21 protein-coding genes are annotated in these 23577 nt (G+C 33.2%); 3 read left to right on the plus strand and 18 right to left on the minus strand.

Going from position 1 to position 23577, the window contains the following annotated elements:
* Positions 1–153: 153 nt before the first annotated feature.
* Genes J2S72_RS03860 through J2S72_RS03870 form a run of 3 tightly spaced genes read left to right on the plus strand, consistent with a single transcriptional unit; the run spans position 154 to position 4384 of the window.
* Entirely contained in the window at positions 154–831 is a 678-nt protein-coding gene (locus J2S72_RS03860) for an ABC transporter ATP-binding protein (protein ID WP_052648940.1), read from the plus strand.
* Complete coding sequence (locus J2S72_RS03865; RefSeq protein ID WP_023055457.1) at positions 828–3017, plus strand: COG1361 S-layer family protein; 2190 nt, start codon at positions 828–830, stop codon at positions 3015–3017. The genes J2S72_RS03860 and J2S72_RS03865 overlap by 4 nt, the downstream gene beginning before the upstream one ends.
* Entirely contained in the window at positions 3017–4384 is a 1368-nt protein-coding gene (locus tag J2S72_RS03870; protein ID WP_023055450.1) for an ABC transporter permease, read from the plus strand. Before J2S72_RS03865 ends, J2S72_RS03870 begins: the two co-directional genes overlap by 1 nt.
* A 52-nt stretch (positions 4385–4436) precedes the next feature.
* Here the strand turns inward: J2S72_RS03870 and J2S72_RS03875 are convergent, their stop codons facing one another.
* The 18 genes from J2S72_RS03875 to J2S72_RS03960 form a co-directional block, all read right to left on the minus strand.
* A complete protein-coding gene (locus tag J2S72_RS03875) occupies positions 4437–5384 on the minus strand; it encodes an ABC transporter ATP-binding protein (protein WP_023055444.1) in 948 nt (315 codons plus the stop codon).
* Positions 5377–6342 (minus strand): ABC transporter ATP-binding protein, encoded by a 966-nt coding sequence (locus J2S72_RS03880; RefSeq protein ID WP_023055448.1) that lies wholly within the window; start codon positions 6340–6342, stop codon positions 5377–5379. The genes J2S72_RS03875 and J2S72_RS03880 overlap by 8 nt, the downstream gene beginning before the upstream one ends.
* Positions 6339–7172: an ABC transporter permease gene (locus J2S72_RS03885; protein ID WP_023055446.1), complete on the minus strand. Its 834-nt coding sequence runs from the start codon at positions 7170–7172 to the stop codon at positions 6339–6341. Before J2S72_RS03885 ends, J2S72_RS03880 begins: the two co-directional genes overlap by 4 nt.
* Positions 7173–7174: 2 nt before the next feature.
* Positions 7175–8104 (minus strand): ABC transporter permease, encoded by a 930-nt coding sequence (locus tag J2S72_RS03890; RefSeq protein WP_023055458.1) that lies wholly within the window; start codon positions 8102–8104, stop codon positions 7175–7177.
* Positions 8105–8106: 2 nt separating this feature from the next.
* Entirely contained in the window at positions 8107–9633 is a 1527-nt protein-coding gene (locus J2S72_RS03895) for an ABC transporter substrate-binding protein (RefSeq protein WP_023055453.1), read from the minus strand.
* An 8-nt stretch (positions 9634–9641) separates the two neighbouring features.
* Positions 9642–10889 carry a UDP-N-acetylglucosamine 1-carboxyvinyltransferase gene (gene murA / locus J2S72_RS03900; protein ID WP_023055474.1) on the minus strand — a complete coding sequence of 416 codons (1248 nt, stop codon included), beginning with the start codon at positions 10887–10889 and terminating at the stop codon, positions 9642–9644.
* A gap of 102 nt (positions 10890–10991) precedes the next feature.
* Positions 10992–12728, minus strand: coding sequence for an NADH-dependent [FeFe] hydrogenase, group A6 (locus J2S72_RS03905; RefSeq protein WP_023055471.1), 1737 nt, complete (start codon positions 12726–12728; stop codon positions 10992–10994).
* Positions 12729–12737: 9 nt separating this feature from the next.
* Positions 12738–14507 carry an NADH-quinone oxidoreductase subunit NuoF gene (locus J2S72_RS03910; protein WP_023055464.1) on the minus strand — a complete coding sequence of 590 codons (1770 nt, stop codon included), beginning with the start codon at positions 14505–14507 and terminating at the stop codon, positions 12738–12740.
* Positions 14500–14889, minus strand: coding sequence for a hypothetical protein (locus J2S72_RS03915; RefSeq protein WP_307495004.1), 390 nt, complete (start codon positions 14887–14889; stop codon positions 14500–14502). The genes J2S72_RS03910 and J2S72_RS03915 overlap by 8 nt, the downstream gene beginning before the upstream one ends.
* A 22-nt stretch (positions 14890–14911) precedes the next feature.
* On the minus strand, positions 14912–15418 hold the full coding sequence (locus J2S72_RS03920; RefSeq protein WP_023055451.1) for an NADH-quinone oxidoreductase subunit NuoE family protein: 507 nt from the start codon (positions 15416–15418) through the stop codon (positions 14912–14914).
* A 722-nt stretch (positions 15419–16140) separates the two neighbouring features.
* Complete coding sequence (locus J2S72_RS03925; protein ID WP_155803727.1) at positions 16141–16554, minus strand: copper amine oxidase N-terminal domain-containing protein; 414 nt, start codon at positions 16552–16554, stop codon at positions 16141–16143.
* 228 nt (positions 16555–16782) lie between these two features.
* Positions 16783–17385, minus strand: a complete 603-nt coding sequence (locus J2S72_RS03930; RefSeq protein WP_023055477.1) for a hypothetical protein — start codon at positions 17383–17385, stop codon at positions 16783–16785.
* 781 nt (positions 17386–18166) lie between these two features.
* Positions 18167–19180, minus strand: coding sequence for a hypothetical protein (locus tag J2S72_RS03935; protein ID WP_023055468.1), 1014 nt, complete (start codon positions 19178–19180; stop codon positions 18167–18169).
* Positions 19181–19212: 32 nt separating this feature from the next.
* A complete protein-coding gene (locus tag J2S72_RS03940; RefSeq protein ID WP_023055460.1) occupies positions 19213–19866 on the minus strand; it encodes a uracil-DNA glycosylase domain protein in 654 nt (217 codons plus the stop codon).
* Entirely contained in the window at positions 19860–20840 is a 981-nt protein-coding gene (locus J2S72_RS03945) for a hypothetical protein (RefSeq protein ID WP_023055463.1), read from the minus strand. The genes J2S72_RS03940 and J2S72_RS03945 overlap by 7 nt, the downstream gene beginning before the upstream one ends.
* 604 nt (positions 20841–21444) lie before the next feature.
* On the minus strand, positions 21445–22062 hold the full coding sequence (locus J2S72_RS03950; protein ID WP_023055475.1) for a DNA alkylation repair protein: 618 nt from the start codon (positions 22060–22062) through the stop codon (positions 21445–21447).
* A gap of 47 nt (positions 22063–22109) precedes the next feature.
* Positions 22110–22547, minus strand: coding sequence for a GNAT family N-acetyltransferase (locus tag J2S72_RS03955; protein WP_023055461.1), 438 nt, complete (start codon positions 22545–22547; stop codon positions 22110–22112).
* A 110-nt stretch (positions 22548–22657) separates the two neighbouring features.
* Complete coding sequence (locus tag J2S72_RS03960) at positions 22658–23446, minus strand: alpha/beta fold hydrolase (protein WP_023055454.1); 789 nt, start codon at positions 23444–23446, stop codon at positions 22658–22660.
* Between the last annotated feature and the right edge of the window lie 131 nt (positions 23447–23577).

Raw genomic sequence — 23577 nt, forward strand, 5'->3', positions numbered from 1 at the left:
TTGCGCCTTTTTATTTTGTAAATTTAGAAATTTTTTAGTTTTTGTTAAACTTTTTGTAACTTAATATTCTTTATCCTTGTGTTATACTTAATTCTGAGGGGTGATATTATTAAAAAACTCATTGAAATAAAAGATTTATATAAAATTTATAAGATGGGTGATGAAAAAGTTCGTGCCCTTGATGGGATAAATCTTGATATTTATGAAGGAGAAATTTTATGCCTTTTAGGAACATCAGGAAGCGGAAAGTCAACTTTATTAAATATGGTGGCAGGTCTTGACAGACCAACTTCCGGTCAAATTATTATTGGCGGAATACATATAGAAAAACTTTCCGAAGATCAGGTTACAACTTTTAGACGACTCAACGTCGGTTTTATCTTTCAATCTTATAATCTTATTAAAACTTTAAACGCTCTTGATAATGTTGCTCTTGGTCTTATTTTTAAAGGCCTTGCAAAGAAAAAGCGTGATGAACTTTCTAAGGACATCCTCGAAAAAGTTGGCCTTGGGGACAGAATTTACCATAAGCCCAACGAAATGAGTGGTGGTCAACAACAAAGAGTTTCCATTGCAAGAGCTTTTGTAGATAAGCCGAAAATTATGTTTGCCGATGAACCTACGGGAAATTTGGATACAAATACTTCCTTTGAAATTATGGATTTAATGTGTTCTATGGCAAGAAATTATAATCAAACTTTAATTATTGTTACCCACGATACAGAAACAAGTATATATGCCGACAGAATTGTGGATATGAGAGACGGCAAGGTAATAAGCATAGAAGAAAACAATGCAAAAATTCCAAAGGGAGGACAAAAGGAAGAATGAAAAAATTTTTAACTATATTTTTAGCATTAATACTGACATTTACAAGTTTTCCAAGTCTTGTAAGTGCAGGTTCAATTACAGAAAATGTGGGCAAATTAGATGTTGTTGCTGACCAAACAACTAATTTAAGCGAAGGCGGAGATGCAAAGGTTGATGTTACAATAAAAAATAATATTTTTTATACACAAAAGCCTATTCCTGAAAATGTAAGTAAAGAAGAAAAAAATAAAATTGAACAAGAAAATGCATATGAAAAAGATAAAGCTGTAGCAAAAAATCTTACAGTGCAAGCTGTTATAGTAAATCCAGAAAAAGTTTTTATAAAAAATGACGGATACGTATTTAAAAATGGTGTGAACATAGACCCTAATTCAGAAAGACCCGGTCATTTTAGTATAGTAGCGGAAAAAGATTTTACTACAAAAACTGTAGCTGTAAATATTATTCTTAAATACTATTTGAATGGACAATTTCAAACTCAAACTGAAACTATTTATGTAAGGGTTAATGCTCCGGAAAAGCCTATTAATCCTGCTATTGAAATAAGAAAAGTTGATTCTCTTTGGATTGACACTCAAGAAGCTGGAAGAGATTTTCAAGTTCCCTTTGAAATTGTAAACACAGGGGACACTATTGCAAAAAATATTAAAATAAGCCTTGAAGGTTTAAAAGATAACACAATCACTCTTACAAATGGACTTTCAACTCAGGATATTACAAGTTTAAATCCCGGCCAAAGTCAATTTATTACTTATAATTTAAAAAGTAATAAGGCCCTTGCTGCCGGTTCTTATATGCTGACTTTAAAGTATTCTTTAACTTCTGAGGGTGGTAAGGCTCCTATTAGCGGAGATTATTCTTTTTCTTTTAATATTAAAAAACCCAGCCAAGAGCCTTCAACTATTGAATTTAAAAATGTAACCTTCCCTAAGGGTGCAATTTCAAGAAATCAAACTGCAAATATAGGTTTTGATTTAGTAAATACAGGAAGGCTTCAAGCTAAAAATTTAAAAGTTTCAGCTCTTAGTGAAAATCAAGCAAGTCTTGCTTCAAAATCAGTTTCTCAAGTTTTATTAAAAAGTCTTGCTCCAGGAGAAAGTAAACATTTTAATTTTTCCTTTATTGCAAGCCCTTCTGCTGCAACAGGAAATTATCCCGTAACTTTAAAGGCGGACTTCTATGACGAAAGTTCCAACGACCTTCAATCTTCTTCACAAATTGCAGGTGTATTTATTAAAGCTCCCAAGGAAAAACAACCGGGAGAAAAAGACAACTCACCTACTCCAAAATTAATTATTGAAGATTATTATTTTGAACCTAATGTTATTGAAGCTGGCAAGCCTTTTAAAATGTATCTAAAGTTTTATAATACAAATACAAAAAAAGCTGTAAAAAATATAAAAATATTTTTAACAAGTGACACTCAAGAATCAGTTCCTCAAGGAGATTCTGGTTCCAGTGGAAGATCAATGTCAGGAGGATCTGCTCCTACTGCTTCAGTTTTCACTCCTACTGAATCTTCAAATACTTTTTATATTGCAAATATAAATCCTGGAAAAAAAGTTGATAAGGAAATAACTCTTACAACTGTTCCCGATACTGCTGCAAAAACTTATACAGTTGTTGCAAACTTTGAATATGAGGATGCTGAGGCCAATAAATATACGGACACTGCCCAAATTGGAGTGCCTGTTATTCAACAAGCAAAACTTGATGTGGGAGAAATTTTACCTCAAAGTGAATTTATGCTTGGTATGGACACAAATTTAAGCGTTGATTATTACAATACAGGTAAAGCCGTTCTTAACAACGTCATGGTAAAAATTTCAGGAGAGGGTTTAAAATTTGATACTCCAACTTATTACAAGGGTTCTTTTAACCCTGGCTCCAGTGATAATTTTTCAGTAAACATAACTCCAGAATCTCCTGGTCACAAAAAATTTGTTATTACCTGGACTTTTGAAGACTCCATGGGAGAAAAACAAGAAGTTACTCGTGACTTTGAATTTGATGTAGCAGATATGCCTAAAGAAGATGAAGGAGCTCAAGAACTAGCTCCTAAAAAAAGTGGAGGCATATTAGGAAAAATAATCGGAGGTCTTGTTCTTATAGCTGCGGCTGTTGGTACAGGAATTTTAATTAAAAAAAGAAAAAATAAAAAAGATGACGAGGATATGAGTCTATAATGAAAATTCGTGACTTAGTTAGCATGGCCCTTAGAAATCTTGCTGCAAGAAAGCTCAGAACTTTTTTAACTGTTCTTGGGGTCTTTATCGGTGCAACTTCTATTATTATCATGCTCTCCATAGGTTTCGGTTTTAAAAAAATTAACGCCGACATGATTGCCCGCATGGGAGATATGAAAACTTTAGATCTTCATACTGACTTTTCTTGGAGCGAAGAATCAGAAGCAAATGCTAAAAATGCAAAGAAGAAAAAATTAAATGATGCCGCCATAAAAGAGGTCAAAAAAATTGAAAATGTAAAGGCTGTAATTCCTATTTATTCTGGCTATATGCAAATAAGAAGTGGCCGTTATGAAGGTTTTTCAAGTTTTACGGCTATTCCCAATGAAGAATTTGAAAATTACGGTTTAAAAATTGTTGAAGGTAATCTGCCAAGAAAAAATGCAAATGAATTTATTTTTGGAGGCGGTGTTACCCAATCAATGAGCGACCCAAAAAGATCCGGTTTTTCAGGAGAAAAATTAAAACCTTTAAAATCAAAATTTTCTATTTTTCGATTTAATCCTGAATTTCCAACTGATAACAATAATATGGATGGCGGAGGAGCTTATATGGAGGAAGATCCTTCAGAAAATTCACCTCAAAAGGAACCGCCACAAGTTCCAATTAAGGTTGTGGGCCTTCTTGAAAACAATCCTAACAACTGGATGCAAAACAGCAGCATTTTTATGTCCATAGATACTTTTAAAGATTTATCCAAATCCTTTGGCTATGGCAATCAAGTTTCAAAACTTAAACAATATAACAACATAAAGGTTGTCGTTGATGATATTAAAAATGTTGAAAGTGTTCAGTCTCAAATTAAAAGTTTAGGTTATAATCCCAGTAACATGGCTGCAGACTTTTTAAAACAGTCAAACCAGCAAATAGAAATTATTCAAGTTGTATTTGGTGGAATAGGTGCCATATCTTTTATTGTTGCTGCCATAGGAATTACAAATACAATGATTATGAGTATTTATGAAAGGACAAAAGAAATCGGTGTAATGAAAGTAATAGGAGCTTCAATTCGTGATATTCAAAAATTATTTTTAGTTGAAGCTGGTATAATAGGTGCAATAGGAGGAATAGTCTCAGTAATTTTCAGTCTTATTGCCTCTAAAATAATAAATTACTTTTTCGGTGGATTCTTTATGTCCATGGCAGGAGAAGAAGGAGCAATGATTGATCCAAAGCTTTCATTGATAACTCCCTTTCTTATAATAAGTTCAATTTTATTTTCAACTTTTATAGGAGTTTTATCAGGATATCTTCCTGCAAGACGAGCAATGAAACTTTCTGCCCTTGATGCCATAAGAACAGAATAAAAAAATAAACCGGTCGTAATTGAAATTTTATTTTCAAATTACTTCCGGTTTTTTATTTTTTTATATATTTTTTGCAGGAGACAAAGTGGTCTTTTTTTACTTCTATCATTTCATAGGGGTTTTCGCAACTGTCTTTTTTCCCACCGCATCTGTCTCTATATTTGCATCCTTCTTTTAATTCTTCATTAAGTTCATTTTCTCTTCTATATTTTATTTCGTTTGATTTATCCCAGGGATTTTGCTTGGGTATGGCTGATAAGAGGACTCTTGTGTAGGGATGCATGGGATTTTCAAAAAGTTCTTTTGTCGGTGCCATTTCTACTATCTGACCAAGATACATTACTGCTATTCTGTCTGCTATGTGTTCTACTACTGCCAGGTCGTGAGATATAAATATTATGGATAGGGACATTTTCTCTTTTAATTGGTTTAAGAGATTTATTATGTGAGCTTGTATTGATACGTCCAGGGCTGATGTAGGTTCGTCTGCTACTATTAATTTTGGATTTACTGCAAGGGCTCTTGCTATTCCTATTCTCTGCCTTTGTCCTCCTGAAAATTCATGGGGATATCTTTCATAAGTGTATTTTGGAAGTCCACAAATTTCCATAGTTTCCAATACTTTTTCTTTTAATTCTTTTCCCTTTAGCTTTTCTATATTTATAAGACCTTCTCCTACTATTTGTCCGGTTTTTCTTCTTGGATTTAAGGAAGAATAGGGGTCTTGAAATATCATTTGAACTTGACCTCTGTATTTTTTTAGTTCCTCATTTTTTAAATTTTTTATGTCTTTTCCTTGAAATTCAATTTTTCCTTCCACATCATCATAGAGGTTTAATATACATCTTGCTAAGGTGGATTTGCCACTTCCTGATTCTCCTACTATGCCCAGGGTCTCTCCTTCAAATAAATCAAGGCTTACATTATCAAGGGCTTTAGTTAAAATCTTTTTTTTATGAAAGTATTTTTTTAAGTTTCTTATTTTTAGAATTTCATTCATTTTTATCACCGTATAAATAACAGGAGACTTCATGGCCATCTTTTTCTATTGGCCTCGGTTCTTTTACCTTACATTTTTCCATTACAAAGGGACACCTGTCGCTAAATCTACAATTTTCTTTAAAATCAACGGGGCTTGGAACAGATCCTTCTATGTTAAAAAGTTCCTTTTGCTCCTGTCCTATTAAGGGTCTTGATTTTAAAAGACCTTTCGTGTAAGGATGAAGGGGATTTCTAAAAAGTTCTTCTACTTTTGCTTTTTCTATTATTTTTCCTGCATACATTACTAAAACTCTATCAGCTATTTCCGCTACTACTCCTAAATCGTGGGTTATAAAGAGGATTGAAGTTTCCATGGATTTTTTTAAATTCATCATAAGTTTTAATACTTCTGCTTGTATTGTTACGTCTAAGGCTGTTGTAGGTTCATCTGCTATTAGAATTTTGGGGTCTGATGCAAGAGCCATGGCTATCATTATTCTTTGTCTCATTCCTCCAGAAAGTTCATGGGGATAGGCCTTGTAAATGTTTTTTGCCGATGGTATTTCTACTTTTGCTATCATTTCTATGCTTTTTTCTCTTGCCTCTTTTTTGCTTAAGTTAAAGTGCCTTCTATAAATTTCATCAATTTGATAGCCTACTTTTAGGGCTGGATTTAAACTTGTCATAGGTTCTTGAAAGATCATGGAAATTTCTTTTCCTCTGATTTTTCTCAATTCCCTATCTTTTAATTTTAAAAGGTTTTGCCCTTCAAAATTTATTTCTCCGCTTATTTCTGCATTTTTACTATTTAAAATTCCAATTATCGCCTTTGCTGTTAAACTTTTTCCGCAGCCACTTTCTCCTACAAGGGCCACTGTTTCGGATTTTTCTATTTCAAAATTTACTCCATCCACTGCTTTTGCAAGTCCATCTTCAGTTTTAAAATGAATTTTTAAATCTTTAAGCTGTAAAATCATCTTGACCTCCTAAGCTTGGGATCCAAAGCATCTCTTAAAGAATCTCCCACTATATTTAAAAGAAGTATTGTTATTGCTATGGAAAGTCCTGGAAAAAGAGACATGTAGGGGTAATCTCTAATGTAGGATCTGGCTTCAGACAACATTTGTCCCCATTCGGGTCTTGGTGCTTCTATTCCCATTCCTATAAAGGAAAGGGAGGCTGCTGAAAGTATGCTTGTTCCCACTCCTATTGTAGCTTGAACTATTATAGGGCCTAGACAATTGGGAAGTATATGAACAAATAAAATCCTATTTTTATTTGCTCCTGATACTAAAGCAGATTCAATGTATTCTTTCTCTTTAATGCTAATTACACCAGACCTTACCACTTTTGCATAGGAGGGCACTGATGACAGAGAAACTGCAAGGATTAAATTAAACATACCATTCCCTAAAGCTGCCGCTAAAGCTATGGCAAGGACAAGAGATGGGATGGATAAAATAATATCCATAATCCTCATAATAATTTCATCGAATTTGCCGCCGTAGAAGCCTGCGTAAGCCCCGATTAAAGTTCCAAGGACTGATGCTATTAATACTGAAGAAAAACCGATCTCAATGGATATACGAGCTCCGTAGACCACTCTTGAGAAGATATCTCTACCCAATTGATCTGTCCCCATTAAATTTTTTATATTTGGACCTAAAAATTTATTTTCAGGATGTTGCTCAAAATATGTGTATGGAGCTATAAAATCTGCAAAAATTGCAATTCCTATTATGATTATTAAAATTATAAGGGCAAACATAGCCACTTTAGATTTTTTAAAATATTTATAGGTGTTCATAATTATTTGTACTCCGCTTTTATTTTGGGATCAATGAAGCCATATATAATATCAACTAAGATACTTATTATGGAGTAGGATATGGCTATAAAAATTACTCCTCCTAAAACAAGAGGATAATCTCTGGTTTTCACTGAATCTACCATAAGTCTTCCAAGGCCTGGTATGGAAAAAACTGTTTCAGTTAAAACTGAACCTCCTAAAAGTCCTCCCATTTGAAGACCTATTACGGTTATTACAGGAAGCATTGCATTTTTTAGGGCATGAACAAAAATTATGGTACTTTCTTTAAGTCCCTTTGCCAGGGCTGTGTTCATGTAATCCTGGTTTAAAACTTCAAGCATGGATGATCTTGTCATTCTCATAATAATTGCACTGGATTGAAAACCTAAAGCTGCTGCAGGCATAATCATCTGCTTAAAGGAGTTAAAACCTGAGGGTGGCAAAACTTTTAATCTTACGGAAAAGATAATTATTAAAATAAGACCTGTCCAAAATATAGGCATTGCAAGTCCTATCATACCAAAAACTGTAAGAATTTTATCTATTATTCCCTCTCTATTTATTGCTCCTATAACTCCAAATAAAATCCCCACAAAGGTGCAAATTAAAAGAGCAAGTCCCGTAAGTTTTAAGGTATTTGGAAAGACGCTTAAAATCATTTTTGAAACAGGCTGGCCTGTTATATAGGAAGTCCCCAAATTAAATTCAGTAATAAGTCCCTTTAAAAATCTGAAATATTGAACAAAAAAAGGATCTTTAAGCCCCATAGACTGGCGAAGAGCCTCTACAACTTCTTCCGGTGCATTTGCTCCGGCTCTTGCATAAGCTGCATCTCCCGGGCTTAGATATAAAAGTAGAAATACAATAAAACTCACTCCGACAATGGTCGGAATGAGTATTAGAATACGTTTTAAAATATATTTAGCCATAATTATTTACTTTCTTTAAAGCTTAGGTTCCAAAGATTTTGTGCGTAAGTTGGTAAAAGTTCGAAACCTTCTATTGTATTTTTTATTCCAACAACAGTTTCTCCGTAGTGGATATACTTGTAAGGTTTATCTTTTATAGCAAGTTCTTGTGCCGCCTTATAGATTTCAGCTCTCTTATTTTCATCTGTGGTGTGAAGACCTTCTATAATAAGTTTATCCATTTCAGGATTTGTATAGGCACTGTAGTTTGGTCCTTGACCTGCTTTATTTGAATGGTAGGGTGAGAAAAATTCATAGTGAGTATCATGAGCTGAAGGACTCCAAGACATAATAAACATATCGTCTTCTTTTGCCTTTAAGGCTTCAACCATTGCACCCCATTCAAGTTTTACTATTTGAAGGTCAATTCCATATTCTTTCAGTTGTTCCTGCATCATTGCAGCAACATCATTTCTCTGTTGATTTTCATTTACATATATCTTTAAAAGTGTTCCCGGCTTTACTCCTGCCTCAGCAAAAAGCTCTTTTGCTTTTTCCTTATCTTGTTTTATAGGTTGAATTTGATCTGCAATGGAATATGAAAAGTTTGGATTTACAGGACTTGTAGCAAGTTTACCTACTCCCATAAAAACAGTGTTAAAAATTGTTTCCATATCTAAGGCATAATCCATAGCCTCTCTTGCTTTTATATTGTCAAAAGGTGGTTTTGAAACGTTTAAAGAGATAAAATGCACTGAATTGTCAAGCCTTCTCATTAAACTTAAGTCCTTATTTTCTTCAACTTTTTTAATGTCATTAGGAGCAATTTGATATGCTATATCCACATTTCCACTCTCAAGCTCTATAAGTCTTTGAGAAGCTTCTGGAACAACTCTTAAAACAATTTTGTCAATCTTAGGTGCTTCTTGCCAATAATTTTCATTTTTTGAAAGACTTATAGTGTCAAGTTTTGTCCAAGAATCAATTTTAAAGAGACCTGTTCCCATAGGTTCCTGAGCAAACTTTTCTCCCTTTGCTTCCACATCTTTTTGTTGAACTATTGCCCCAGATGGTCCTGCAAGAGCTTCCATAATAGTTGCATCAGCTTCCTTTAATTTAAATTTAAAGGTTTTATCGTCAATTTTTTCAAAAGAATTCCTATCTATACTTTGAAATACATAGCCATATTGATCGCTTCCTGCAACTCTATCTAAAGAAAAAATAACATCGTCAACAGTTAAATCATCACCGTTTGAAAATTTTACCCCATCTTTTATCTTTATAATAAAGGTTAAATCATCAGGTTTTTCTATGCTTTGAGCAAGGCAATTTACAATTTTATTATCTGCAGTTTTTGCAAGAAGACCCTGAAAAATTTGCTTCATTACATTTTCAGAAAAATCATCATTATAACTAATAGGGTCAAGACTTGTTGCATCTGCAGCAACAGCTACATTTAAGGTCTTTTCATCTGTTTTTGATGAACCTGATGAACAGGCGCTTAAAATCATAGCCAAAGATAAAATAACTATAAATAATTTTTTTCTCATATTTCCCCCTAAACTCTCTCTATTTGAGCTCCAAGAGCCCTGAACTTTTCTTCTATATTTTCGTAGCCCCTATCTATATGGAATATATCACAAATAGAAGTTTGCCCTTGACTTACAAGGCCAGCTAAAATAAGGGCTGCTCCTCCTCTTAAATCAGTAGCTCTAACTTCTGCGCCTATTAATTCTTTTCCACCTTTTACAATGGCTTCTCTTCCTGTTAAGGAAATATCGGCGCCTAATTTTTTAAGCTCTTCAGCGTGCATAAATCTATTTTCAAAAACAGTTTCCCTTGTAACGGAAATTCCATCAGCACAAGTCATAAGACTCATAAATTGTGCCTGCATATCTGTAGGAAATCCCGGATAGGGTAAAGTTTTTATATTAAAGGGTTTTATATCTTTTCCTATAACCCTAATGGACTCATCATACTCAATTACTTGACTTCCTGATTCAATAAGTTTTGCAATAATGGGCTTCATATGACTGGGAATACAATTTTCCACCAAAACATCTCCGCCGGTAATAGCTGCTGCCACCATAAAGGTTCCCGCTTCAATTCTATCGGGAATTATTTGGTGACTAGTTCCCTTTAAAGATTCAACCCCGACTATTCTTATAGAAGATGTGCCTGCCCCGTAAACTTTTGCTCCCATTTTTTTAAGAAAGCTTGCCAAGTCGACAATTTCCGGCTCCATTGCCGCATTTTCTATAATAGTTTCTCCTTCTGCAAGAACTGCCGCCATCATAATATTTTCAGTAGCTCCTACAGAGGGAAAGTCCAAATATAGGGTGTCTCCCTTTAATTTTTCCGCACTGGCAGTTATATTTCCCGGTTCCTCCGTAATTTCAGCTCCTAAAGCCCTAAAACCCTTTAAGTGCAAGTCAATTGGTCTTGCTCCTATGGCACAACCTCCAGGAAGGGAATTTACAGTTTTTTTCATTCTGGCAAGAAGAGGACCCATTACTAAAAATGAAGCTCTCATCTTATTCATAAGTTGGTATTTAGTTTCATAGGAATTTATATTTTTTGCATTTATTTTAATTTTATTTAAGCCAATTTTTTCAACTTCTGCTCCCAATGAGGACAAGACTTCCATCATTATTTCTACATCTTTTAAGTTTGGAACATCTTCAAGAACAATATCTTCAGTGCCTAAAAGACAAGCTGCAAGTATGGGAAGAGCTGCGTTTTTCGCACCGCTTATGCGGACTTTTCCCCTTAGGGGTCCGCTTTTTTTAACAAGTATCTTTTCCATTAATCTCTCCTAAATTAGTTATACTTATTATATCATAGGCAATATAAAATTAGAAACTTAGGAATTTTCTTTAAAATAAAAGAGACGAAATCTCGTCTCTTTTTAAATTTTTTCTCTTGGTACATATGTTGTATGAAGAAGTTCATGAGCTCTTTCCCCATAGGGCTTGCCTAAATATGTTTCGTATATTTCTTTTATCATAGGATTTTCATGAGCTTTTCTTATTTTTTTATTCCTATCTATTTCATAGAGAGCTTCCTGTCTTTTTAAGAGAATCTCACTATGTCCATGATGATAAGGTTGACCGCCTCCACCTATACAGCCTCCAGGACAAGCCATTATTTCTATTGCGTCAAATTTATACTTTTTGCTTTTTATTCCTTCCAATAATTTTCTTGCATTTCCAAGACCATGGGCAATTCCAATTTTTAAATTCAAGTCTCCTATGTTAATTTCAGCTTCTCTTATTCCCTTTAAGCCTCTTAATTCTTGAAATTCAATCTTTCCTAAACTTTGTCCGCTTAACCATTCTCCGGCTGTTCTCACTGCTGCTTCTATTACTCCTCCTGTTGTGCCGAAAATTGTTCCAGCTCCTGATGATTGGCCCATTAAATTATCAAAATTTCCTTCTTCCAAATTGTTAAAATCTATGCCGAATAATTTTATCATCCTTCCCAGTTCTCTTGTGGAAAGAACATAATCTACATCTCTTAATTCTTTTGTGCCTAACTCATCCCTTGCCGCTTCAGCTTTTTTTGCAGTGCAGGGCATAATTGAAACCATAACTATATCTTTAGCAGGTATCCCAGTCTTGTTTGAATAATAAGTTTTTACCATAGTTCCCATCATAATTTGAGGAGATTTGCAAGTTGAAGGAATATCCAACATTTCAGGAAAATTCATTTCTATAAATCTGACCCAAGCAGGACAGCATGAAGTTAGCATTGGAAGAGTCTTGTTATTTTTTATTCTATCTACCAATTCACTTGCTTCTTCTATTACTGTTAAATCTGCGGAAAAATCCGTATCAAATATTACATCAAAACCTAATTTTCTAAGGGCTGTAACAAGTTTTCCAGTTGTTACCTTTCCCGGCTCCATATTAAACAGCTCTCCTAAAGCAACTCTTATTGCCGGTGCCACTTGAACTACCACATGTTTTTTAGGATTTCTTATAGCATCAAAAACTTTTTGCGTAGCATCTATTTCTACTAAGGCTCCTGTGGGACAAACTGCCACACATTGACCACAAAAAGTACATGAACTTTCTCCCAAGGGAATGTTAAACGCCGGTGCCACTATGGCGTTAAATCCCCTGTTAAGACCGCTTAAAGTTCCTACCGTTTGAACTTCATTACACATAGTTTCACAGCGTCTGCACATTACACATTTGTTGGGATTTCTAAAAATAGAGTTTGATGAAGAATCTATGTGATGTTGCATTCTTTCACCCTTATAAGCAATTTCTCTTATGCCCATTTTTTCCGCAAGAGCTTGAAGCTCGCAGTTTAAATTTTTAGGACAAACCAAACAATCTTTAGGGTGATTGGAAAGTAGCAATTCCAAATTTATTTTTCTTGCCTGAACCGCCCTTGGTGTGTCTGTTCTTATTACCATACCTTCAGTTATTTCTTCTGAACAAGCTGTACATAACTTGGGCCTTCCCTCAACTTCAACCATACATATTCTGCAGCTTGAAGGTTTATTTTCATAATTGAAATTGTCAAGTTTCATATGGCAAAGAGTTGGAATATCAACCCCTATTTGTCGTGCAGCCTCAAGGATTGTAGTCCCCTCACTTACTTTTAATTTTTTATCATTAATTACACAATTTACCATATTCCACCTCTATTTCGGTTCAACAACTGCATTAACGGGACAAACTTTAAAACAAGTTCCGCAAGATATACATTTTTCTTCGTCAATTTCGTGCTTTTCTTTTACTTGTCCCTTTATACAACTAATAGGACATTCCTTAGCACACCTGTGACAACCTATACATTTGGCCTTATTTATGGTGTAAGTTTTTTTAACTTCATGCCTTGCATATTTCAAATACTCGTCCGGGAAATATTTAATAGTTGATAAAATTGGATTTGGTGCTGTCTGTCCAAGACCGCAAGCAGCAGTATCGATGATATTATGGCAAAGGTCCTTTATCTTTATAAGATCTTCCTCGCAAGATTTTTGCTCTAAAAGTTTTTTAAGCATTTCCAAAAGCCTTTTAGTTCCCAAACGACATGGAGTACATTTACCGCAGGATTCATCTTGAGTAAATTCAAGATAAAACTTTGCAATTTCCACCATATCATTGTCTTCATCCATGACAATTAAGCCTCCGGACCCCATCATTGCACCGATTGCCTTTAAATTTTCATAATCTATAGGTGTGTCTAAATTTTCTTTTGTAATCATTCCCCCTGAAGGTCCGCCGATTTGTACCGCCTTAAATTTTTTGCCATTGGGAATTCCTCCACCTATGTCATAAACTATTTCACGAATTGTAATTCCCATAGGGACTTCTACAAGACCTACATTATTAACTTTGCCTGCCAGGGCAAAAACTTTCGTTCCCTTGGAATTTTCCGTACCCATGGAAGCGTACCATTCCCAGCCATTTAAAATAATCTTAGGTATGTTTGCATAAGTTTCAACGTTATTAACCGTTGTAGGCTTGGACATATAGCCCTTTACACTGGGAAAAGGAGGTTTTCTTGTAGGTTCCCCTCTTTTACCCTCAACAGAATGAATAAGAGCAGTTTCTTCTCCACAAACAAAAGCTCCTGCACCATAACGGATTTCTATATCAAAATTAAACTTACTGTTAAAAATATTTTTTCCTAAAAATCCAAATTCCCTTGCCTGATTTATTGCAGTTTTAAGTCTATGTATAGCAAGGGGATACTCAGCTCTTATATATACAACTCCATAATTTGCCCCTGTGGCATAACCACCTATGGTCATAGCTTCAATAATAGAATTGGGGTCCCCTTCCAAGATGCTTCTGTCCATAAAAGCTCCCGGATCTCCTTCATCAGCATTACAGAAAATATATTTTTCCTTGCTCGGAGTATTATATGTATTTTGCCATTTAATGCCCGTTGGGAATCCTCCGCCCCCTCTACCTCTAAGACCTGATTTTTTTATTACATCTATAACCTCTTGAGGAGTCATCTCAGTTAAAACTTTATACAAAGCTTGATAGCCGTCATAAGAAATATAATCTTCTATATTTTCAGGATCAATCTTTCCACAATTTTTAAGAGCTACACGAGTTTGCTTTTCATAGAAACTCATATTATGTTGGTTGGAAATAGCCTCTCCATTTTTAGGATTTTTGTAGAGAAGTCTTTCAATAGGTCTCCCGTGAATTATATGTTCAACTACAATTTCATTTACATCTTCCGGCTTTACATGAGTATAAAAAACATTGTCCGGCTCAACTTTTACAATGGGACCTTCGCCGCAAAAGCCGAAACAACCTGTTATAATAGCTTCCACATCACGAATCTTATAGTGGTCCAAAGCCTTATCAAAATTTTCTTTTATTAAATCACTTCTTGCAGAAACGCAACCCGTTCCCTTGCAAATAAGTATCTGCAACCTTAAATTATTCATGAGCCACCTCGTCTGCATATTCAAGAGTTTTGTTTTTCATTGAAGCAACCTTTAAAATAAAATTCTTAATAGAATCAGTTTTTAAAGAATTGCACTTTACATTGGCACAAACATTAAAATTAATTTCTACATTGAATTTTTCCTTTTGATTGGGGTCATCTTTAAATAAAAATCTGCAATTTCTCAAGCCATGGCTGCTAACAAAAGTCTTTAATTCATTAAAAAGCTTTTGAATTTCAGCATACTTTTCACTTTCATTTCCTGTTATAAAAATCTCTATAACATCATCCCTATGTAAATCTCCTAAATCTCTTAATATAGTTTTGTCATGCCTTGATTCTTTTATTGCAATAAGTTTTTCCAATGAATCTATTTTAGCCATATAAACCTCCCATTTTGCGAAATCAACTTTCTTCTTCCTTAGCTTCTTGTCTGTGAGTTTTTATAATCTCCTTTACATCTTCCGCCTTAACATGGCCGTATATCTTGTTATTTACACGAACAACAGGTCCTATGCCACAAGCACCCACGCATCTTATAGAATTTACATTAAAAAGACCATCCTCACTTAAACCATCAAGATCAACCTTTAGCTCTTGTCTAAAAGCATCCATAATTTCCTGACTTCCCTTTACAAAACAAGCAGTGCCCAAGCAAACATCAACTTTAAATTTCCCCATCTTTCTCTCATTGAAAAAGGAATAAAAAGTCACTATGCCGTTTATTCTGCTGGCAGGTAAATTTGTAAGCCTTGCAATATAAACTTGAAGCTCCGGAGGTAAATATCCAAAAATGTCCTGAGCATAATGAAGAATGCTTATAATATTGTTCTCCTTGTTTTCAAAAGTGTCTATGTAGTCTTTCAAACTCTTTAAAAGAGCATTGTCAAGACCGATAGTTTTTAACTTCATAACTATCACCTCTTCTTTATTGTACCTCAATGAAAATGTTTTATCAAAAAAAATATTCAATTAATAAAAATATGCGTTTTTATAATTATTAATTATATTTTTTGTTATTTTATAATTTATTTGTAAATTTCCTTATTTTTTTAAATTTGTAATTGTAATTGATAGTTGTTTTTAGTTATGACTTTTTATTTTTCTATTTGCTTTGAATTTTATTGAAAATGTTTTCTTTCATTTTTGATAATCAAAACTTTTTATCATAGTCCTTACATACTCTATGGTAGAAGAACAAATTCAATATTTTTTATAATTTATTTTTTACGCTTCACGTAGAGCATTTTATTTTAAATTTTTTCAATTTATATTTTCTTTATAATTTTTCTTTTTCATTTTTTATTTTGTTTATTTCGCCTTCGTCGCCGGACCAATAGCAGATATTTGCAGCCAAATCAAAGATTTGGGTAAATAGTTGCATGAGACCTACCACGATTTTTTTCAAAAATCGGGTTAGGGCTTCAAAGTTGGTCCCTACAAAGATTGTAAGCCTTTTGTGAGCATGTAGGGACCGGTTTACCGGTCCGTGTGCCTATGGTGGGAGAAAAAACATTGCATTTTTTATCAACTACTTTCTAAACAAAAATACCCTCCTTACTTTTACCAAGTAAAGAGGGTATTTTTAATCTTAAAAAGTTTTAATTAGTTTTTGTTTTATTTATAGGTTGAATTTATTTAACAAGGATGCTTCTATAGATGGTAACTGTTTTAGTATTCTTATTCCAAATGATGTCTTTCCCATCTTGAAGTCCTAATGCTCTTGCTATGTTTCCTATTGATAGCATTGCCCTTCCGTTTTTGATTTCTGGTTTTACATCTCCTCTATATACTGTACCGTTTACTATAATCTTGTCAGTGTCTATAGGTATTTCTACTTTAGTGCTGCCGGCTAAAAGTACGACAGTTCTTGTCCTTTGTATCCATTCAACATCAATTCCTAAGCCTTGTGCCACATATCTTACAGGGAGCATGGTTCTTCCGTCTTTAATATATGGTGCTAAATCCATCATAATGTTTGTAGATGATCCGTTTATTTCTCTATTCATTACTTTTGTTCCGATGGTTAGTTGTATCTTCCAATTCATTTCCAAGGATTTTTCTTCTTTTGGTTTTGGTGCTTCGTAAGCATAGTTCCATCTTGGATATATTATCCATGGTCTTGTTGCTACTTACATTATTGGCGGTGAAGTCTTCGCCACTATGGATTCCCTTTTTATATAGGATATGTCTAGGTCGTCATCTAACATTAGCCAGTCGCCTTGTTGTATTCCAACTACGGTAAATTCAAGGGGACCATCGTCAACATATACTTCCTAGGAGTACCTCATTTTGTCGACCTGATCATGCCACTTGTTTCCTTTATAATCTGTGAGCTGGTCCGGTATATATTCATCCTCGCTTAGATAAGTTGTGTCGTCGTTTTTACTCTTGTGTATATAAAGCTCGTAGTCGCCTAAGTCGTCTTCTGTTATGTCTTTCCACTTGTCTATGGTTTCGATCTCTTTAAATATGCGTGGATCTATGTTATATTCGCCAATCTTTATTGGTGCTATAAGCTTACTCGAAGAGAGCTCTTCTGTGTTCACGCCTTTATTCTCTTTCAAGGGATCCCAGGCCAACTCGTACCAAGTGTACTCAAAGTCAGTATCTACAATATGACTAAAGATTTCTGTCTTTCTATATGCGGCAAAATATGGAATGGTTACGTCTGTTGCTGGATCTTTAAATGGTAGTTCCGGTTCGAGCCTGCCTGCAAGGATTACAACCTTGCCTTCATTTTCACTTTTTATTTTTCCATCGTCTATGTATACGGCTTTGCCAAGTGTTCCTTTTATTTCTGGAAGTTCTACCAGGATTAATATTCCTAGTCCAAGTAATAATACTCCTGCGATGATTAATATTATTACCTTTTTCATATTTTCCCTACTTACTTTTTATTTCTATGGAAATACAGTTCCTTTATATATATTTTAATTTTTCTTTTACTTTAGCACATCACCCGAAAGAATGAGATGAGTAAATTTTTTTAAAAAAGCTCTCCTATTTTTAAGGAGTGCCTCTATTTTTTATTCAGACGTTTAATATGATATTATTCTGCTTTTACGTGTAACTCCCGTGGTATGTCTAAGTTGTCTGTTTTTATAAATGTTCCTGTTAAAGAAGATAAAATAAAAAGACTGGAAATTAATCCAGTCTTTCTTTATTCGTTTAAATTTTATTGTATTTTAAAGATTTTTCAATTAAGACTAAGTCTACACCCTCAAACCCATTAAAAAATATAGGGAATTATTTTCTTGACAGCAATACCAAATTCTCAACATGGCTTGAGTGGTCAGTATTGATAAATTTTTGTATTTTCCAAACGCCTCGTATGTGGAAATAGGTCAATTAATTTTTTAATCTATATCATCCTAACTACTTTAATTGGCAAAAATATTTTATATAAATGAAGAGGACGTCCTGTTACGGTTTCAGCTAAAACTCTTACACGGGAATAAACGGCTGTCATTTGCATAGCAGTAAATTCGTTGACATTCCTCCCTGCCGTTGTCCTCCCAAACAAAAAAGACGATGAAGAAATCCTCTCCCCGTCTTTAGGTTTATCTTTCTACTTAATTATTAAATTTAAAATGTTTATAGCGCCATCTCCTAAAAGTAGTTATGAAAAAAGCACCTACTAATGTAGATGCTAATTAATTATTCCCATGTCTTATCTTTTAAAATTTCTGCAATTTGATCAACTTCTGGTAAGTTATCACTTTTTAATATTTCTGTTAAATCAAATATTTTTGCCCCCATTGAACCTCCTTTAGATACCTTTCTAAAGTCTGTTTCATAAAATTTATCAACAAAAAAATATTTATGATTATAATTTTTCAAATCATAACCATAGGAAAGGGCATCTTCCATTGCTTTAACAATTGTATTCTTACGTTCGTTTGTTATTTCACCTAATTCAGCTTCATATTCAATTTCTCCATCTTTTTCTATAGCAGTAATTATTGCACATACCTTACCTATTAACCTTACGCTCTTTTGCTTGTACAGGCCTAAATAAGCATATGGGCTATAACCTCTGTCTGCATCATGGTAATAAACATTGTTTTCTTTATTAAAATCAAAAGTTGTACTTGCAAGTTGCATTCTTAAATATTTCCATGAATCTGATGTAGGAATAAGGCCATCTTTATAACAATAATCTCTATAGTCATCCAAAATATCTTTAATTTCGTAATCTCGATCGTCAATAACATCTTCAATTGCATTTGCCATAAGCTCAAAAGTTGTGTTTATATGCATAACAGGATATTTTTGAGTTTTGTTATAATCTTTTAATTGTTCGTTAAAATCGTCTAACTTTGTTTTTTCCATCAGTTCAGAAGAAAGTGTTATTAATAATTTCTTTTTTTCATCTTTAAATGATTTTAAATGATTCATTAATTGACTGGAGTAAAACCAATCTGTCATCTTTGTCTCAACAACAATTTTAAAACCTTCTTGAGTAATAGTTGCATCCGGAATACTATCTACGCTTTTTTCTTGTAAATTAAAAACTATCTCCGGCTCAAAAGAATCCATAAAAAATTCGCTTTTTAGAAATCTAAAAAATTTATTGGGCGAATAAGAATATAGTCTTGAAAGTAATAACATTGTATTAGCAGTAGCTACATTTTCTTTTTGATGATATCTTTGAAAATAATGTATTCTCATTATATTCTCCTTTAAAATAAATACTAAAATATCTAATATTCGTCATTCAATATTTCTCTAATTGGTAAAACTATATTTTCAAATAAATCTTTTTTCCTCTTTCTGCAGGCAGGATGGTATGTCTTAACTATAATCGTATCATTATAGGTTAAATAGCTTAAATAGTCAGAAATATAAGTCCATGAACTAGTATCTAAATTAAGAATGTTTTTAATAAATGTATCTCCTGTTCCTCCACAAATTATAAGGTCAGGTCTACATATTTCGACTTGCTTTTTTATATATTCTCTGTCTTCTTTCGCAAATTTATCTATCTCAGAATCGATTGAGGTTGCCCTCCCAGGAGTCTTTTTTAAGTTTATAACAGAAATAGGAGCAAGATATTTTTTCCTATCGTTTTTATCTATATCTTTAACAGTTTCAAAATCTATTTTATTTATAATGCCTGCACTAAATCTAGAAACATTGTTCCAGATACATCCGCCAACAGCACCATCTCTTAAAAATTCTGTTAGGTCATATCCGCCATCATCTTCTTTTTCATTTGTTTCTTTTAAAATAAAAGTGATTTTCGGATAAGCATTTTTATAAGCATAAAAATCTACTATCCCATCAGAAGAAAAATATTTATATTTCTTTTTCCATTCATTAAACAGTTCAGCTTGCTTTTTTTCAATATTTAACAATGATATAAATCCCCTCTGAAGTAATCTCTAAGAAAAATTGATACAACTGTCGCCTTTGGCCAAGCATATGCAACCGCATCTAAATAAGCTTTGATTTCTTGATCCTTTATCTCAAACTCAGGTTTTTTTCCCATAGCTATGGCATATGCTAATTTCGCAGCGTCTCCAAGACCATATCCCTCATCTCTCAAGAGCATGAAAATATCTTCTCTCGTCTTAGGATATTTAGAATCAATAAATTTTGTAAATATATCCGATTTATCTCTCAAGGTTGCTTTTGATAAAGCTAAAAATTCTACCATTTCTTTAAAACTTACTACTTCTTTTGGTTGCACTTCTATTTCTAACAAATTCTTCATAGCATCGTCAAAAAGATATTTTCTGAAGTTATCTACATTAATATCACTTTGCAAATTTTTCCCAAAAAATTTATCAAAAGAATAATCATTGAAAATTATAGTTGTTTCTTTATAAGAAACTTTTTCTTTATGTCCGTTCTTGTCAGATTCCTCTAACTCGAAAGTTGGATCAAAACTACCTTCAAGTAAAGTCTTCACTTTATCTAAATATTTCATTTTTAAATAAACTTCAAAGTGTATATCTTTATTTAAGTTTAATGTATAATCTTCTGAAATATTAAATCCACCCCTATTAAGACCATCCTTTTTAGGTAAATCTACGCCATACGATGCTGCATCATCAAAGGTAATCTCTTTTATATGTGGGTTATAATAATGAGCTGGAATCGGATTTATAAAGTCTAAATCTAATAGATAAAGAGATAGCATAGCTGTTGGAAATACATAAATATTTTCATCCTTAAGCATTTCTTTAATACTCAGTAAAGCTTGAATTTCTCCAAATCTCTCATGATTTTCAAAGTAATCAAGTTCTTTTCTAATTCTTTCTTTTACATAATCATTGTTGGGATACATTTCCTCTGCCTTATTATTAACTAATTCTCTGATATTCATAAATAAACACCTCCACAATTTGTTTTAATATACCCAAATTAAAATACAACCAAACAGATATCATCATAAACAGACTCACTTGTATAATTTCCAAATCTTATCGCCCTATCAACATCCACTATTGTTTCAATAACTCCATTTATTTTACCATAGATTTCCCTTATTTGCCTTTATATTTCCAGCGGGATAGTTTACAAATCCCATTAAATTCTTTTGAAAGTTAACTAGCTCTTTATTATAAAAGGCACAATATTTTAAACAGACCTCCAAAAGTTAGACTTAAAACCAACCAAATAGGTGCAATAACATTTCTTCTATTTTTTCTTAATATATTATATATGTCTACAATGTCTACACACCCCTACGATTTTACTATTAATATGTTCCCTCATAGTATTTTACAAATAGAAAAATGGCTTTTAAGATTTATCCTAAAATCCTAAAATCCATTGATTTCAACAGTCTTATAGCCTCTTATCTTATTTTCTTGACATCAATACTACAGTCTCCACATGGCTTGAGTGGTCAGTATTGATAAAATTTAAATTTTTAGGAAAGCCTAAGGTTATCGTTAAAAGGTATTACCTCGACAAACTGGGAGTTGTCAGCTTACAAGCTTACTCGCTAATTTGTATACTTGATTTATTTCTTTGCTTTCTAACTTCCAGTTGCAGAGTTCAGCTTTAATTAACTCTGGAAATTTTTTACTAATATCTCTTAAAGCATTCCCTACCGATTTTCTAACATATTCACTCGTATCTTCTTTTAATGCAGCAATTCGTCTGATAGCTTCATTCGGATTATCTTTGAAATATGGTCTACTTGTCCATATTCTAAGTCCCTCTGTAACTGCTCTCCTTGTATTAGGATTATTGTTTTTTAACCATTCATCAATTATTGGAAGTGCTTTTTCATATCCTATTTTCTTGCAAAATTCATCAAATGCCTTCGCCAATACTTCCTGAACTCTCCAATTATCATCTTTGGAAACTTCATCTCTCATAAATGCTAAAATATCATCTTGCTCTGATAAGTATCCAAAAAGAAATACACCATACATTCTAACTTGATAGGCATCAGATTTATATGCTAAAAATGCTAATTTTCTTATATACTCATTATCATTAGATTTGTAATCTGCAAAGGCTCTTTTTTCCTCCTCTTTGAAGCCATTTTCTATCAACGAAAATTCTTTTTCTAAACTCACGATATATTCTTTCATGCAGCTTCATTTCCTCCTAACTTCCAATTTCTCACTTTGCCACCTTTTCAAATCTTATTAATCAGCTTTCTTTTGAATACACTGCAGCCATCACTTTCTCCAATAAATTCAAAATCATTTTTCATCGCAATTCGTTTGGAATTTTCCTGGTTCGAGGCACACTCAATAATCAAGTTTTTCCCTATATTTGAACTACGATTTATAAAGGCTTTTGTTAATTCATTGGCATATCCTTTCCCCCAGTATCTCTTATTTAGTATCCAACCAAGTTCGAAGGAGTCTTTGTCATACTCATAAAATATTACATATCCGATAAACTTCTGACTAAAATCTTCCACCGCATAAATCAAAGGAGGATCAATCAGTGCGACACTATTTAGAAAATTCGCTATTTTTTCCCATGAAAAAGGCGGTTCTATAAATTCCATGACATCGTCATCTGAAAGTAGAAAATAGAGTTCCGTTAGATCATTAACTGTTTTCAAAATAATATTCTATTGTATTATTTAATTTATATTTTCAGTTAGAAAAACTGGGATTTGTTTTCTCACAGCATTCAAATTTTCTCATAAAAAACAATATCCTTTCAGTCTATTTATTCTGCACTTGTCCAAAAATCCTCTACAGTTTCATTAAACTCTTGTGGCACATCCATATTGACACAGTGTCCTGCATTTTCAAAAATGGCTACCCTACAATTTGGCTCACTTATTTTCCATTGTTTTACTGCCTCTAATTCCATTGGAATATCAAAGCTTCCACATCCAATCAACAAAGGGTAATTTCGTTTTCCAGTTTTATACTTATTTATCATACAATTGAGCCTTGCCATAAATATAAATGATTTTTTAGGAAAAAGTATGTTCATATCAAAAAACTCATCTTGTGCCTGTAAAGTATATGCAGAAATTTTCTTGTTCTCTTTTGCAAACCACTTAATCGAAAAGAGAGCTTTCAACATCATCACCTTCTGTTTCGCACCATTTTGCTTTTGCATTTTAATATCAACATTATTGATATCATATCCTCCAAAGCAAGCCATTGAACTTACTAAGTTTGGATAATGATTCGCAAAATCTTGTGCCAATACTGCTCCTAATGAAACACCGACAATATGTACTTTTTCAATATTTTCCACCTTTAAGATTTCGAATATCCATTCTGACATTTTATCTATGCCATCCCCTTTTTGGGTATCCGTTGACTGCCCATGACCAATAATGTCAACAGCCAAAATATTGTATTTATTGTGAAAGTATTCAAACTGTGATTTGAACATATTATGATTGACAAAAGCAGCGTGAATAAAAAGTATCCATTCAGTATAATCTCTTCCACTGATAAAATATGTGATTGGTGAATTAACTAACTTTATTGATTTCATATCTTGCTTCCTATCATTTCATCAAGAAGTTTTTGTCACCACTCGATATTGAATTTCATAAGATCTTTTCCATATCGAGTTGCAGTAAACTGATAATGAAGAATATCCTTGTTTTCATCAAAACTTTGAAT

Source organism: Peptoniphilus koenoeneniae (genome assembly GCF_030812875.1).
Lineage (GTDB): Bacteria > Bacillota > Clostridia > Tissierellales > Peptoniphilaceae > Peptoniphilus_B > Peptoniphilus_B koenoeneniae.

Coding starts and splice junctions, on each gene's coding strand:
- J2S72_RS03860 (WP_052648940.1), top strand. CDS start 154: ATGGGTGATGAAAAAGTTCGTGCCCTTGATGGGATAAATCTTGATATT.
- J2S72_RS03865 (WP_023055457.1), top strand. CDS start 828: ATGAAAAAATTTTTAACTATATTTTTAGCATTAATACTGACATTTACA.
- J2S72_RS03870 (WP_023055450.1), top strand. CDS start 3,017: ATGAAAATTCGTGACTTAGTTAGCATGGCCCTTAGAAATCTTGCTGCA.
- J2S72_RS03875 (WP_023055444.1), bottom strand. CDS start 5,384: ATGAATGAAATTCTAAAAATAAGAAACTTAAAAAAATACTTTCATAAA.
- J2S72_RS03880 (WP_023055448.1), bottom strand. CDS start 6,342: ATGATTTTACAGCTTAAAGATTTAAAAATTCATTTTAAAACTGAAGAT.
- J2S72_RS03885 (WP_023055446.1), bottom strand. CDS start 7,172: ATGAACACCTATAAATATTTTAAAAAATCTAAAGTGGCTATGTTTGCC.
- J2S72_RS03890 (WP_023055458.1), bottom strand. CDS start 8,104: ATGGCTAAATATATTTTAAAACGTATTCTAATACTCATTCCGACCATT.
- J2S72_RS03895 (WP_023055453.1), bottom strand. CDS start 9,633: ATGAGAAAAAAATTATTTATAGTTATTTTATCTTTGGCTATGATTTTA.
- murA (WP_023055474.1), bottom strand. CDS start 10,889: ATGGAAAAGATACTTGTTAAAAAAAGCGGACCCCTAAGGGGAAAAGTC.
- J2S72_RS03905 (WP_023055471.1), bottom strand. CDS start 12,728: ATGGTAAATTGTGTAATTAATGATAAAAAATTAAAAGTAAGTGAGGGG.
- J2S72_RS03910 (WP_023055464.1), bottom strand. CDS start 14,507: ATGAATAATTTAAGGTTGCAGATACTTATTTGCAAGGGAACGGGTTGC.
- J2S72_RS03915 (WP_307495004.1), bottom strand. CDS start 14,889: ATGGCTAAAATAGATTCATTGGAAAAACTTATTGCAATAAAAGAATCA.
- J2S72_RS03920 (WP_023055451.1), bottom strand. CDS start 15,418: ATGAAGTTAAAAACTATCGGTCTTGACAATGCTCTTTTAAAGAGTTTG.
- J2S72_RS03925 (WP_155803727.1), bottom strand. CDS start 16,554: ATGAATTGGAAGATACAACTAACCATCGGAACAAAAGTAATGAATAGA.
- J2S72_RS03930 (WP_023055477.1), bottom strand. CDS start 17,385: ATGAAAAAGGTAATAATATTAATCATCGCAGGAGTATTATTACTTGGA.
- J2S72_RS03935 (WP_023055468.1), bottom strand. CDS start 19,180: ATGAGAATACATTATTTTCAAAGATATCATCAAAAAGAAAATGTAGCT.
- J2S72_RS03945 (WP_023055463.1), bottom strand. CDS start 20,840: ATGAATATCAGAGAATTAGTTAATAATAAGGCAGAGGAAATGTATCCC.
- J2S72_RS03950 (WP_023055475.1), bottom strand. CDS start 22,062: ATGAAAGAATATATCGTGAGTTTAGAAAAAGAATTTTCGTTGATAGAA.
- J2S72_RS03960 (WP_023055454.1), bottom strand. CDS start 23,446: ATGAAATCAATAAAGTTAGTTAATTCACCAATCACATATTTTATCAGT.